The sequence below is a fragment of the Pseudomonas brassicacearum genome (assembly GCF_003732175.1).
Lineage (GTDB): Bacteria > Pseudomonadota > Gammaproteobacteria > Pseudomonadales > Pseudomonadaceae > Aquipseudomonas > Aquipseudomonas brassicacearum_G.
In genome coordinates this window covers 44,292-57,597 of record NZ_MOBI01000001.1, presented here as the reverse complement: position 1 = coordinate 57,597, position 13,306 = coordinate 44,292, and the positions used below count along the sequence as shown (strand labels likewise).

Here is a 13,306-nt window from a genome sequence, read left to right as displayed (position 1 = left end):
CCACAAAAAAGCCCCTCTTTCGAGGGGCTCCTTGTGTAGCGTTACCCGGTATCAGGTCATCTGAATGGTGGCCTGCATGATGGTGCTTTGGGTCGAGATGGTCTTGGCGTTGGCCTGGTAGTTACTTTGCGCCTTGATCAGGTTGACCAGCTCGTTGGTCAGGTTGACGTTGGACTCTTCCAGGGAGTTGGACTGAATCGAACCCAGTGTACCGGTGGTTGGCGCGTCATACCCCGGGATACCCGAGGCGAACGTTTCTTTCCAGCTGGTGCCGCCTACGGCTTGCAGGCCTTGCTCGTTGGTAAAGCTTGCGAGCGCAACCTGGCCGATGGCCTTGCTCTGGTTGTTGCTGAAGTTGGCGAACAGGGTACCGGTGCCGTCGATTGTCAGGTTGGTAATCTGGCCGGTAGCGTAACCATCCTGAGCCGGGATCGAACGGGCGGAGTCGGCATTGAACTGCGTGGTGTTGTTCATCGAAATGACCATGCCGCTAGCGCTTGGTGCCGCGCCGTTGGCCGCCCACACACCGTTGGTCACTGTGCCTGGTACCCAGCCACCTAATGTTACGGTGTTACTTGCGTTAGGCGCCGCCGGTGTTGCAGGAGGCGTGGCAACCGAGACCAGTTTGCCGGTCGTATCAAACGTCATGGTCGTGGCGACCGGGGCGGTGACTTTCGGGTCGCTGCCGGTGGCATCCGGGTTGCGACCGTCTACCAGGGTGTAGGTCTTCCAGGTGTTGGCGCCGGTCTTCACCATGTATTGATCCAAGACGTGCGAGTTGCCCTGGCTGTCATAGATCGGCGTACTGAACGATTTGGTGTAGGTGGCGAGGGTGCCCGGGTCGAATTTGTTAGCCGGGATCGTGTCGTCGATCACCGGAGCAGTCGAGTTCAGGTTGATCGTCGAGGACACGGTCGACGTCGGTTTTGGCGCCAGGTTCGAGGTGTCGATCTTAAGGTCAGTCAACACACCGTTGATGATCTTGCCGTTGGCGTCCGCACCGTAACCCTGCAAACGGGAGGTTTGATCGGTATTGGTGATGAAACCATCCTTGTCGACCTTGAACGTACCGGCACGGGTATAGGACGTCGAGCCGTTGTTGTTCAGGGTAAAGAAGCCAGAGCCATTGATGGCCATGTCCAGCACGTTACCGGTGTTGCTGATATCACCCTGAGTAAACTGCTGGGAAACGTTGGCCAGGCGTACGCCGCTGCCGACGACTTTACTGCCATTACCCAGCTTGGTTGCCGAGTAGACATCGGCGAACTCGGCGCGCGAAGACTTGAAACCGGTAGTCGCGACGTTGGCGATATTGTTACCGGTCACGTCCAGTTGTTTGTTGGCTGCATAGAGACCGCTAAGGCCGATATTGAAAGACATATTCCACTCCTTTATGCCGTATTAGTCGGCTCTATAGACCAATGGTTTGAACTTTGGACAGGGCGATGGGGCCCAGACCTGCAAGATTAAGCGTCAACTCGCCGCCGGTTTGACTCAGGGTCACGCTGTTGACCGTTGCTGGCAGGTAGGTGGCCAGGTCTGTCGCCGTGCCGTTGATCGGAGCATTGGCCTTGAAGGTATAAGTGCCCGCCGCAACCGCGGCGCCGCTACTGTCGTTGCCATCCCATGTGAAGCTGGCGCTGCCTGCAGGCTGAGTGCCCAGGTTAAGGGTTCTCACAACCTTTCCGCTGGCATCGCTGATAGTCACCGTGCCATCGGCAATGGACGATGTCAGGTTCACCGTACCGGTCAGCCCCTTGCTTGGGTCGCTGATCTGGGCGGTGCCGGTTTGCGCAATGACCGAACGGCCAACCAGCGAAGAAGCCTGCAAGGCCTGGGAAGAGCTGAAATTACTGGCCATGGAACTCACAGTCGTATTGAGGGACGTGATCCCTTCAAGACTGCTGAACTGCGCCAGTTGAGCCACGAATGCGCTGTTGTCCTGCGGCGAAAGCGGGTCCTGGTTCTTCAGCTGGGTCACCAGCAATTGCATGAACGCATCCTTGCCCAGCGCCTTGCCGCCGGTCACGCTACTGGTTGCCGCGGAAAGGCCATTCGCGGCCGTACCGGTGCTCTTGACCGAAGAGTTGGCCAGAAGATCGGTCATGCTCAGGGTACTGGTGGTATCGGTAACACTCATTGAAGTCGCCCCTTATCACTGACCGAGGGTCAGGACCTTCTGCATCATGGTTTTGGCGGTGTTCATCATTTCCGCGTTGGTCTGAAACGAACGACTGGCAGAAATCATGTCAGCCATTTCCTCCACCACGTTGACGTTGGGGTAATACACATAGCCCTTGGCGTCAGCCGCCGGATGGTTCGGCTCGTAGCGTGCTTCGAGGTTGCTTTGATCTTCGACTACGCCGAGTACCTGCACGCCCTGCCCCGCGGCATCCTGATTCTGGAACAGCGAATTGCTGCCACCGGACTGACCGCCCTGGAACATGGTGGCAAACACCGGGTGACGGGCACGGTAGGTCTGATCGATGCTCGAAGAGACGGTCTCGGCGTTGGCGATGTTACTGGCGACGGTGTTCAAGCGAGTGGTTTGAGCACTCATGCCGCTACCGGCAATGTTGAATACACTGGACAGAGACATGGATTACTCCCCGCGCAGGGCTGATACCAGCCCTTTGAATTTGCTGTTGAGCAGCGTGAAGCTGGCCTGGAAGTTGACCGCGTTTTCCGCGTAGTTCGACTGTTCCAGTTGGGCGTCCACGGTGTTTTGGTCAATCGACGGTTGCATCGGCGTGCGATACAGCAACGACTCCTCACCACTGCTCATACCCTGGGCTTCGATATGACGGCTATTGGTCATGTTCAAAGCAAAGGTGCCGTTCTTGTTCTTGTCGTTCTGGGCGGCCAGCACCGACGAGAAGTCCAGATCCCGAGCCTTGTAGTTCGGGGTATCGGCGTTGGCAATGTTGTTGGCCAGGACTTCGGCGCGCTGAGCGCGGAAGCCCAGGGCTTGTTCGTGGATACCGAGCGCTTTATCGAAGCTGATGCTCATGTCGGAAACCTTTGGGTGACCTGATTTTTCGTAACAGGGGTATAGCAAGCCCCGTGCCAGCTTCTCAAACCCCGTAAACCGGGGCTTTGCGGGCGACGGCAAAGCGGCAATGCCAGAAAAGCGGCAACGGATTTCCGGCGCCTGCCGCTTTTCTGCCGCTTATCTCGATCTGAAAGAACAACACCGCCCCCCCCTGTGGGAGCGAGCCTGCTCGCGATGGCGTCGTGTCAGTCGACATCAATGCAACCTGCCACACCGCTATCGCGAGCAGGCTCGCTCCCACAGGGGGGCAGGTACCGGGAGAATTGGTGGACAAAAAAACGGGAGCCCGTTAGGGCTCCCGTTTTTTTATGCAGTACCGACTACTGGCCAATCACTTCGCCTGGTAGATGATCCCCGGGCTGCACTGAACCATCTGATAGTGATCCGGCAAACCGTTCAATGCTTCGGAAGCCCCCAGGAACAGATAACCGCCCGGCTTCAGCGTGCTGTGAATCCGCAGCAGGATGTCTTTCTTCACTTCGGCAGAGAAGTAGATCAACACGTTGCGGCAGAACACGATGTCGAACTTGCCGAGACTGGCGTAGCTGTCCAACAGGTTGAACGAGCGGAACTCCACCCGACTCTTGATCGGCGCCTTGACTGCCCAACGCCCCGGCCCTTTCGGATCGAAGTAGCGTTGCAGACGCTCCGGCGAAAGGCCGCGACCGATCGCCAGGCTGTCGTACTCGCCGGTCTTGCAGTTGGTCAACATGGTCCCGGACAGGTCGGTGGCAACGATCTGCACCCCCATCTTCAACTGCCCCATATTGACCCGCTCGAACTCGTCGATCGACATCGACAGCGAATACGGTTCCTGCCCGGACGAGCACGCCGCCGACCAGATCCGCAGGCGCTGCCCGGGACTGGCCTTGATAGATTCAGGCAGCACTTTGTTCTTCAAGACTTCAAACGGATAGGTGTCACGAAACCAGAGGGTTTCGTTCGTCGTCATCGCGTCCACCACCGTCTCGCGCAAACCACTGCGCGGTTGGGTCTGCATCCGCTGCACCAACTCACCCAAGGACTTGATGCCTTGCTGTTCCATCAGTTTGTTGAGACGGCTCGACACCAGATACTGCTTGTTCTCACCGAGCAAAATGCCACAGGCTTTTTCCAGGAAGACCCGGAACTGTTCGAAATCCAAATTACCCGTAGACAATGATGCCGCCTCTTAAATCGTGTTGACCGCCAGGAGCGAAGGCCACTAGCTGATATCTGCTGCTTTGATCCGGTCGACTACCCGGGATGCCAGGTCATCAGGACGGAATTTGGCAAGGAAGTCATCGGCACCGACTTTCTTCACCATCGCCTGATTGAACACACCTGACAACGAAGTATGCAGGATGATATGGAGCTTTTGCATGCGAGGGTCGCTGCGGATCTCGCTTGTAAGGGTGTAACCGTCCATTTCGGGCATTTCGATGTCGGAAATCATCATCAGAAACTCTTCTTCCGGCTTCTTGCCCTCATCGACCAGTTTGCGCAGGTAATCCAGCGCTTGCCGACCGTCGTTCAACGAAACGACTTCAACTCCCACCGTCTGCAGGCAACGCGTGATCTGCTTGCGCGCCACCGACGAGTCATCGACCGTGAGCACTCGCAACGAAATCGCCTTGTGTTGGGTATCGGCATCGATCACGCCAACCGAAATCGCATCCGACGTCGGCGCAACTTCCGCCAGGACCTTTTCCACGTCGATGATTTCGACTAACTGATTGTCGACTCGAGTCACAGCGGTCAAGTAATGATCGCGACCCGTGCCCTTGGGCGGCGGATGGATCTCTTCCCAGTTCATATTGACGATCCGCTCGACCGACCTCACCAGAAAACCCTGAGTCTTGGTGTTGTACTCCGTGATGATCACGAAGGGATTGCTTTGATCCTGCAACCCGCCTGAGCCGGTCGCCATTGCCAGATCCAGAATCGGAATGGTTGCCCCACGAATATTCGCCACACCGCACACGACAGGACTGGACTTGGGCATCAGGGTCAGTTTGGGGCATTGCAGCACCTCCCGAACCTTGAACACGTTGATCCCGTAAAGCTGCTGGCCGTCGAGACGGAACAACAACAGCTCCAGGCGATTCTGCCCTACCAGTTGCGTGCGCTGGTTAACCGAATCCATTACACCAGCCATGCCCAGACTCCTACACCAACGCTAAGTGTGTTGCGACGCACATTCATCACTAAACGGCACGGCGCTTGCTTTTTAACTGCCATGAACACAAAAACGACATTTTCCCGACGCCTGACATCAATGTGCCGTAAATTCCTCGGCGCCCTGTCAGCCGTATGCCTGTTGAACGTTGGCAGCCCTGCCTTTGCTGACCCGGTTACCTTGCCTGATCTACTTATCGGCGTCACTCAGGGCTTTCTTGAATTCACCGTAGAAGACTATCTGGCCACCAGTCAAACCGCAGGGCGTTACGAAATCGAAGTCAACAAGCTCGACCCGCGCATGCACATGCCGGCGTGCGACAGGGAATTGACAGCGACATTGGAGAGCCCCGCGATACCTCTGGGCCGGGTTACGGTGAAAGTCCGTTGCGATGGCGCCTCCCCCTGGACGGTCTTCGTACCCGCTCAAGTCCGCCTGTTTCGCGAGGTCGTCACGACCACCCGCCCCCTCAAACGAGCCGGAATCATCGACCCTTCCGATGTCATGTTGCGTGAGCGCGATATCAGCCTGATCAATCAGGGATATCTGACAAACGTCGATCAAGCCATCGGACAAAAACTTGTCCGACCAATGGTCAGCGATCAAGTGATTACGCTTGTTCATCTGGAGCAGGCAGAAGTCGTGCGCAAGGGCGATCAGGTGGTCATCACCGCCCGCAGCGGCACACTGAGTGTGCGAATGCCGGGTGAAGCGCTGTCCAATGGCGGCCTGAGCGAGCAGATCAGAGTCAAGAACCTCAACTCACAACGAGTCATCAAGGCGCAAGTCACGGCACCGGGCCAGGTGGAAGTCTCCATGTAGATAACTGGCGCACAACCGTCCTGTTCCCTAAACTGTGCCTCACGCAGGGCAAATACCGACGCGCCTGGACTCATGGACTATTAGGCCTAAAGTTTTTCCGGGTATGGCCGAAAACATGGCAAGCGTCCAAATTCCCAGAGGTTTTTTTATCATGGTCATCGATTTCAGCCGTTTAAACAGCTCCCCCACGCTCGCAAGCAGCACGCGGACCAGCGTCAGCAAGGACACCGGCGATGCCGGCAAATCCGCGCCGCTGAGCACCTCGACCGAACAGGTCGGTGCAACCCAAAGCGGGGAATCGGTACATCTCAGCAATGAGGCTCAACAGTTGCAGAAGATCACTGACAAGCTGCGCGATCAGCCTGCCGTCGACAACGCCCGCGTGGCCGAGTTGAAAGCAGCGATTGCCGATGGCAGCTATAAGGTCGACAGCAACCGTGTAGCCAGCAAACTGCTCAACTTCGAAGCCCAGCGCTAGCCAAAGGCCTGCGCCAGGCTTTTGGACGCTTAAAACCCAAGGCCAGCCATGCACGACACTAATTTACTGCAACTGATCACCGATGACTTTGCTCCAGCTCAACAATTGCTGGAGCTGCTGAAGACCGAATCCCTCGCCCTGCACGGCCGTGACATGCCACTGCTCGAGGATATTCTGGCGCAGAAACAGGCACTGATCATTCTGCTGGAACAGCATGGCCGCAAACGCAGCGAAATTCTCGCGAGCCTGAACCTTCCTGCCAATCGCGCAGGTCTGGAGCAGTTCGCCGCTCACTCAAGTATCGGCGATCAGCTGCTGACCCAAAGCGATACGCTGACCCAACTGCTTACAGATTGCCAAGCCGCCAACGAGCTCAATGGCCGCTCGATCCAGGTGCAACAAGCCACTACCGCCAATCAGTTGAAAATCCTTAACGGTGGCGAGCCACCAGCGCTTTATGACGCCCGTGGATCAACCTCCATGCTTGTGAAGCCCCGCGCGCTCAGTCAGGCTTGAACTCATAAATAAGCGTGCTCTATCAAGGCACGAAACATGCTGGCAGAATGCTGGCTCTTGCGTGTGATCGTATTCTGTCTGGAGATTGATAAACCGTGTTCAACGCCTCAAGCGCGGAAGATGCTCCGCAGCCACCCAAGGTGCTCAGCACCCCGCTGGAAATCACCGGCAACCTGCGGATGCTGCAAGAGAGCCATGATCCCCTGATCATCACGTTCCATGAACGCAGCCAACGATTTCAGAGCTACCTGATCGATATCGATCGCGACAGCAACATGATCGCCCTGGACGAAATGATCCCCCGCGATGGTGAACGCTTCCTGCTTGCCGGCGAAGCTTTTCGGGTTGAAGGCTTTCATGATGGCGTACGCATTGCCTGGGAAAGCAACGGCACACTGACCATCGACGAGTCCAACGGTGGCCGCTGCTACCGTGGCACGCTGCCCGATGAAGTGGTTTACCACCAGCGTCGCAATGCGTTTCGCGCAGCCTTGAAACTGGCACAACTGGTAAACATCGAACTCGGTGGCGAAAAGCTCAAGACGCCCGTCAAAGGCAAACTGCTGGATATCTCTGCGACAGGTTGCAAGCTGCGCTTTGAAGGCGACATTACCAGTGGGCTTCAACTGGGTCAGGTTTATGAACGCTTCATCGCCGCCCTGCCCTTCGGCAGCATGACCGCACCGGTCGAGCTGCGTTATCTGCACCACGAAGAGAAAATCGACACCACTTTCGCCGGCGTACGCTTTCACAACATGAGCGGGCTGGTGCAGCGTCAGGTCGAGCGCTTCGTCTATCAGTTGCAACGCGAAGCGCGCCGCTTCGACAAAGACGACATCTGATCCAGACGCTTGAAAAAAACGGGCAGTCCCTTGCGGTGACTGCCCGTTTTTTTTGCCCTAAGGTCTGGCCTCGGTAAAGCTTTTCGGGCGCTGCGCCTCCGGATCATCAGTCTGTTCATCAGCGTTGTCGGTATCCTGCGCTTCGGACTTTGCATCCTGCTCAGGATCCGGATCAGGGCTCGCGCCATTTTGCATCTGGTCATGCACGACCTGCTCATCGACCCGCGGGTCGAGAGCTGCCACCAGTGGCGAACTCGACATGCTGTCCGGCATCGCCACGTGATGCAGCGGCGCGTCTTCCACCTGATGCAGATTGGTCACCGCTTTCGGCCGGATGCGCCATACCAGCACCACTGCGAAGAAACTGAAGAACGCATACAGCATCTGACTGCCGAACAACTTCATCAGCACACCCGCCACCAGCGGACCGATGCTCGCCCCCACACCGTATGTCACCAGCAACATGGCGGTCAGCGATACCCGCCGATCACCCTCGACGTGGTCGTTGGAAAACGCCACCGCCAACGGGTATAGACAGAACTGCACCAGCGAGCAGGCGAAGCCAGCGATAAACAGCACCTCAAGCGGCACCTGCGGCAGGATCGCCAACGGCAACGCTGCCAGCGCCAGGCAAAAGGCAAAACTGCGAATCAGCAGCGCCCGATCATAACGATCCGACAACCAGCCCAGCGGCCACTGCACCAGCAACCCCGCAAAAATGCAGCTACCCATGAACAGACCGACCTGCTCAGTGGAAAGCCCTTGCTGGGACGCGTACAACGGCGCCAGACCATAGAACGAACCGACGATCAGACCAGCGCCGAGCACCGTACTGAGGGACTGCGGAACCCGCTTCATGAAAAAGCGCGGCTCCATCGGCGCCGGGTGCAAGGGCGCCGGGTGAATCCGCCGCGTCAGCGCGACCGGCACCAGGCACAGCGCAAAACACAACGCCACCAGCATCAGCAATTCCAGCCCCAGGGACGGGTGCATGACCAGAATCAACTGACCCAGCACCAGCCCCAGGTACGAAGCGATCATGTAGCCGCTGAACACCAGCCCGCGCTGCTTGGCTTCGGCCTGCTCGTTCAGCCAGCTCTCGATGACCATGTATTGGCACATCATGCCCAGACCAACGACCATCCGTAGCACCAGCCAAGCCGGTAGCCAATCGATCAGACCGTGCCCCAGCACCGCCGCACCAACGATCCCGGCACAGGCCGAGTAAGCCCGGATATGACCGACCCGGGCGATCAACCGGTGGCCGATTTTCCCGCCCAGCACCAGGCCGAAATAGTTGGCCGCCATCAGCGCACCAACCCACAAACTGTCGACATGGTCCGCTGCCAGGCGCAAGCCCAGGTAAGTACTGAGGAGGCCCGAGCCGATCAACATCATCAGCGAGGCGAAATAAAGCGCTCGAAAGGATTTCAGGATTTGGCGCATCGGCGTTCCGAGCGGCTCCTTGCAGTGAGTACCGGGCTACCGACAACGATAGCCCGACAGCGACGAATCGGTTAGGCCTGGGCGGCCAAAACACGCCGCTCCCAGGGAGTGATTTCATCAAGAAAACTGCTCAACTCCATGGTCTTCGAAGCGATGTAGCCTTCGATGAACTCCTTGCCAAACAGTTCCTTCGCCAATTGGCTACGTTTCAGACGCTCAAGAGCAGCATGCAAGGTACAAGGCAACGACAAACTGTCCGGCACTTCAAACTGGCCTTGAATGGCCGGCGTCGGCTCCAGTTTGTTTTCAATGCCATACAACCCGGCCGCCAGACTGGCGGCAATCGCCAGATACGGGTTGGCATCGGCGCCCGGTAGACGGTTCTCGACCCGACGCGCTTCTGACGAGCTGGCTGGAATCCGCAAACCTGCCGCCCGATTATCATAAGACCAGCAGGCATTATTCGGCGATGCGCAAGGATGGCACAGACGCTGGTAAGAGTTCACGTTCGGCGCAAACAACGCCGTGAAGTCCGCCATGCCGGCCTGCTGGCCACCGATGAAATGACGGAAGATTGCAGTCGGCTGTCCAGCGTCATCACTGAACACATTTCGGTCCGTGCCCGCCTCGACGATGCTCTGGTGAATGTGCATCGAACTGCCCGGCGTATGCGCCAATGGCTTGGCCATGCATACCACCGTCAGATGGTGCTTGAGCGCGACTTCCTTGAGCAGGTGCTTGAACAGGAATGTCTGGTCGGCCAGCAGCAGTGGATCACCGTGCAGCAGATTGATCTCGAACTGGCTGACGCCCATCTCGTGCATGAAGGTATCGCGCGGCAAACCCAGGGCCGCCATGCATTCGTAGACTTCATTGAAGAACGGGCGCAAACCGTTGTTGGAGCTGACACTGAATGCCGAATGACCTTCCTCGCGACGACCGTCCAGCCCGACCGGCGGCTGGAAGGGTTGGGTCGGGTCAGTGTTCGGTGCAAAAACAAAGAACTCCATCTCGGTCGCCACAACGGGCGCCAAACCGCGAGCGGCATAACGGGAGATCACCGCCTTCAATTGACCGCGAGTCGAGAGACGCGAGCTTTCCCCGCTCAACTCATCGGCATCGCAAATGGCCAACGCGCGGGGCTGCTTGCTCCAGGGCAAACGGTGAATCTGTTTCGGATCGGCATTGAGCGCCAGGTCGCCGTCTTCATTGCCGTAAAAACGTGCCGGCGGATAACCGCCCATGATGCATTGCAGCAGCACGCCACGCGCCATCTGCAAACGCCGCCCCTCAAGGAACCCTTCTACGGTCATGACCTTGCCACGCGGCACGCCATTGAGATCCGGGGTGACGCATTCAATCTCATCAATGCCGGTCAATCGCTGTGCGAGTGAACGCTGGTCATCGGTCGTCATGACTCTATCCTTGAAGTTGTGCAAGCCGCGAACGGCGACATGTACAAAATAGGCACCCGCTGTTCGGAATATCAAGCACCGGGACATAAAAATGTCCTACAAAAATGCTGCGTGCCGTGGCGGATATCAGGGCAGGTAGAGATTGAACAACCCGCCTCCCAACGGGCCGCCATTACGGATTTCGGTGCGCCCGTGCACGCCGCTGCGCTGGTGCAGTTGTGCAATACGCGCGGCGAAGTACAGACCCAGGCCGGTGCTGCCACTGGCCGGATTGATGCCCTGTACGTAATCCGTCTGACGCTCGATCATCTGGGCCGGAAAACCCTCGCCGTCGTCATTGATCGACAACAGCAACTGCCCGGTTTCCTCACCGATGCTGATCAATAGCGAATGCCGGGCATGACGAATGGCATTGTTGATCGCATTGGCCAGTACCGTTCCAATCAGCTCCCGGTCGAAGAATCCGAGAGGGCTCAAGGGATCGATCTCATAAGTCACTACAATGCCGCGACTCTTGAACACATCCTGATGAGCCGCCAACTGCGCTTCGATGAAATCGTCCAGTTCGTGATAGTCCGGACGCAACGGCAACTGGTTGACGCCGAGCTTGTAGAGCCCCAGCAACTGCACCAGCATGCCGTTCAGATGAGCGAACTCATAGTCGATCACGCCCTGCTCGGCGGTTTGCTGCTGAGCAGCAGGCAAGCGCGCAAGCCACTGTCCGTGGGCCTGCATCAGCAAAGCCAGGGAGTTCTTCATGTCGTGTACGGTGGAGGCGATCACCGTGGAAAAGTCGAGCCCCTCGTCAACATCATTCATTCGCCAAACGCCTTGCTTCGCAGCTTCTGATAACGCGGATAACGCGCATCGCTCTCGGGCATCATGCCCACCATTTTCAGGCACGTACGGCACTCTTCCAGCAGCTCTGAATCGAGGCTGGCATCGGCCCCGTGCAACAGCGATTGCGCCATGTTGAGGGCAATACTGATGTTCTTCGGCTGCAACAACAGTGCGCCGCGGAAAAGCTCTCGCGCCTCGGGCAACGCGCCCGCCTTGTAACTGCGCACGCCCTGGCGGTTGAGATCTGCCGCCGCGTTGCCGGAGTTGAGAATCGCCGGGTCGTCGGTCTGCTGGGCAATGCCTTGCATCACCACCGGGTCGTCGCCGTAAATCTCGGCGCAGTTTTTCAACATCGAATTACCGGCATCAGCCTGTCCCAGCATCTTCAACTGTTTGGCAACCAGCAACGCCGCTTCGGCGCTCATGAACTGCTCCATGCCATCCAGACGGGCCAGTGCTTGCTCCGTCAGCTTCTCAGCGGTTTCGGCATCGTTGAGCAGCAGGCTGGTGGCTTTCATCAAGCGCGCCCGGATCTGCAGCCCCGGATCGTTGATGTTTTCCTTGGCGACGGCGCTCAGGGTCTGGTTGATCTCCAGTCGAGTGCGGGTATCCAGACCTTTTTCACTGCCTTTACTGATGAGTGCATGAGCCAGGCCCAGATTGCTTTCAGGGTCTTTGAAACGTGACTGCGCCCCTTGGGAGACCGCTTGACGATAGGCTTTCGCCGCACCTTCGAAGTCTTCGTTGGCCATCGCCAACTTGCCCAACAACGATTGCCTGCGCACCGCCAATGGCGACAGGCGAACAGCCTCTTCCAGCACATTCTGCGCAGCCTTGGTGTCGCCTTCAGCGACCAGCACTTCGGCCAGGCCGTCATACAGCGCCGGCATCATCGGGAAAGCCTTCAGCGCCTTTTCGTAGACGGCTTTTGCCTGAGCGATCTGGCCGCGCTTGAACATCAATCGCCCCAGACCGACATAGGCCCAAGGCAACGGACGATCCGCCAGAATGCTGTTGTACAAGCGCTCCAGCGCCTCATTCTGATTCATGTCACGCAGCGCATCGGCACGATAGCGCAGACACAGCGGCGAATAGCGCGGGTCCTGCTTGCACAGCTCGATACAGGCATTGAGGACTTCAACAGGCTTACCCCGATCCAGCGCCTGCAGAATCGGCTTGAGCAACGTCTTGCGCTGCTCCAGTCGCTCCAGCCGCTGGGCCAGGCCAGCGCGGTTGAAAGGCTTGGTCAGATACGCATCCGGCTCATGCTCGAGCGCACTGAGCACCATCGCCTGACTGCTCTCGGCAGTGACCATCAGAAACACACTTTCATGGCTGATCAGCTTCTCGACCATCAGGTCTTCAAGCACCTGCTGACCGTTCTTCTTGCCATCGCCAAGGTGATAATCCTGCAAGATGAAGTCATAGCGTTTCTGCGCGCACATGCGCAGCGCCACCTCACCCGTGTCGGCAGTGTCGACATCCTTGACACCCAACTCACGCAACATCGACCTGACCGAACTACGGAAATCCGAGAAATCATCGACGATCAAAAAGCTTTTTTGGTGGTACGCCAGCATCGAAGATTCCAGGCAATTAAGAAGATGAACCCAAAGACAAATGCAGGGACCAGCTCGACTTCGCCGCCCATTGAGGCGTCGCGCAGGACAACGGCCCATCGGGTTATCGGCCAGTTGTGGCGTTCCGTTATAGGGGCCGACAAACAATTGTGGGTTT

Annotated in this window: 14 protein-coding genes; 4 read left to right on the top strand and 10 right to left on the bottom strand. The window is 57.6% G+C overall.

Annotation, left to right across the window (positions count from 1 at the left end; translation table 11 throughout):
• Positions 1-51: 51 nt before the first annotated feature.
• The 6 genes from flgE to BK658_RS00280 all read right to left on the bottom strand — a co-directional run bounded on the left by flgE (position 52) and on the right by BK658_RS00280 (position 5,189).
• On the bottom strand, positions 52-1,380 hold the full coding sequence (flgE, locus tag BK658_RS00310; RefSeq protein ID WP_123580159.1) for a flagellar hook protein FlgE: 1,329 nt from the start codon (positions 1,378-1,380) through the stop codon (positions 52-54).
• A 31-nt stretch (positions 1,381-1,411) separates the two neighbouring features.
• Positions 1,412-2,140 (bottom strand): flagellar hook assembly protein FlgD, encoded by a 729-nt coding sequence (gene flgD, locus BK658_RS00305; protein ID WP_123580158.1) that lies wholly within the window; start codon positions 2,138-2,140, stop codon positions 1,412-1,414.
• 15 nt (positions 2,141-2,155) lie between these two features.
• Complete coding sequence (gene flgC / locus BK658_RS00300) at positions 2,156-2,599, bottom strand: flagellar basal body rod protein FlgC (protein ID WP_054593596.1); 444 nt, start codon at positions 2,597-2,599, stop codon at positions 2,156-2,158.
• 3 nt (positions 2,600-2,602) lie between these two features.
• Positions 2,603-3,010: a flagellar basal body rod protein FlgB gene (flgB, locus tag BK658_RS00295; protein ID WP_123580157.1), complete on the bottom strand. Its 408-nt coding sequence runs from the start codon at positions 3,008-3,010 to the stop codon at positions 2,603-2,605.
• 373 nt (positions 3,011-3,383) lie between these two features.
• Positions 3,384-4,211 carry a protein-glutamate O-methyltransferase CheR gene (gene cheR, locus BK658_RS00285; protein WP_123580156.1) on the bottom strand — a complete coding sequence of 276 codons (828 nt, stop codon included), beginning with the start codon at positions 4,209-4,211 and terminating at the stop codon, positions 3,384-3,386.
• Between the two features lie 45 nt (positions 4,212-4,256).
• Positions 4,257-5,189: a chemotaxis protein CheV gene (locus BK658_RS00280; RefSeq protein ID WP_103318704.1), complete on the bottom strand. Its 933-nt coding sequence runs from the start codon at positions 5,187-5,189 to the stop codon at positions 4,257-4,259.
• Between the two features lie 81 nt (positions 5,190-5,270).
• On the opposite strand from BK658_RS00280, the gene flgA reads away from it, so the two are divergent.
• The 4 genes from flgA (at position 5,271) to BK658_RS00260 (ending at position 7,868) form a co-directional block, all read left to right on the top strand.
• Positions 5,271-6,032 (top strand): flagellar basal body P-ring formation chaperone FlgA, encoded by a 762-nt coding sequence (gene flgA, locus BK658_RS00275; RefSeq protein ID WP_123580155.1) that lies wholly within the window; start codon positions 5,271-5,273, stop codon positions 6,030-6,032.
• Between the two features lie 151 nt (positions 6,033-6,183).
• Positions 6,184-6,510, top strand: coding sequence for a flagellar biosynthesis anti-sigma factor FlgM (gene flgM / locus BK658_RS00270; RefSeq protein ID WP_123580371.1), 327 nt, complete (start codon positions 6,184-6,186; stop codon positions 6,508-6,510).
• Between the two features lie 48 nt (positions 6,511-6,558).
• Positions 6,559-7,026, top strand: coding sequence for a flagella synthesis protein FlgN (locus BK658_RS00265; RefSeq protein ID WP_123580154.1), 468 nt, complete (start codon positions 6,559-6,561; stop codon positions 7,024-7,026).
• A gap of 95 nt (positions 7,027-7,121) precedes the next feature.
• Entirely contained in the window at positions 7,122-7,868 is a 747-nt protein-coding gene (locus tag BK658_RS00260; protein ID WP_123580153.1) for a flagellar brake protein, read from the top strand.
• Between the two features lie 57 nt (positions 7,869-7,925).
• On the opposite strand, the gene BK658_RS00255 is transcribed toward BK658_RS00260, so the two are convergent.
• The 4 genes from BK658_RS00255 to BK658_RS00240 all read right to left on the bottom strand — a co-directional run bounded on the left by BK658_RS00255 (position 7,926) and on the right by BK658_RS00240 (position 13,149).
• The gene (locus tag BK658_RS00255; protein ID WP_123580152.1) at positions 7,926-9,314 is read right to left on the bottom strand and encodes an MFS transporter; all 1,389 of its coding nucleotides are present in this window, start codon (positions 9,312-9,314) and stop codon (positions 7,926-7,928) included.
• 71 nt (positions 9,315-9,385) lie between these two features.
• Positions 9,386-10,627 carry a glutamine synthetase family protein gene (locus BK658_RS00250; protein ID WP_185019759.1) on the bottom strand — a complete coding sequence of 414 codons (1,242 nt, stop codon included), beginning with the start codon at positions 10,625-10,627 and terminating at the stop codon, positions 9,386-9,388.
• 228 nt (positions 10,628-10,855) lie between these two features.
• The gene (locus BK658_RS00245) at positions 10,856-11,548 is read right to left on the bottom strand and encodes a sensor histidine kinase (RefSeq protein WP_123580150.1); all 693 of its coding nucleotides are present in this window, start codon (positions 11,546-11,548) and stop codon (positions 10,856-10,858) included.
• A complete protein-coding gene (locus BK658_RS00240; protein WP_123580149.1) occupies positions 11,545-13,149 on the bottom strand; it encodes a tetratricopeptide repeat-containing response regulator in 1,605 nt (534 codons plus the stop codon). The genes BK658_RS00245 and BK658_RS00240 overlap by 4 nt, the downstream gene beginning before the upstream one ends.
• Between the last annotated feature and the right edge of the window lie 157 nt (positions 13,150-13,306).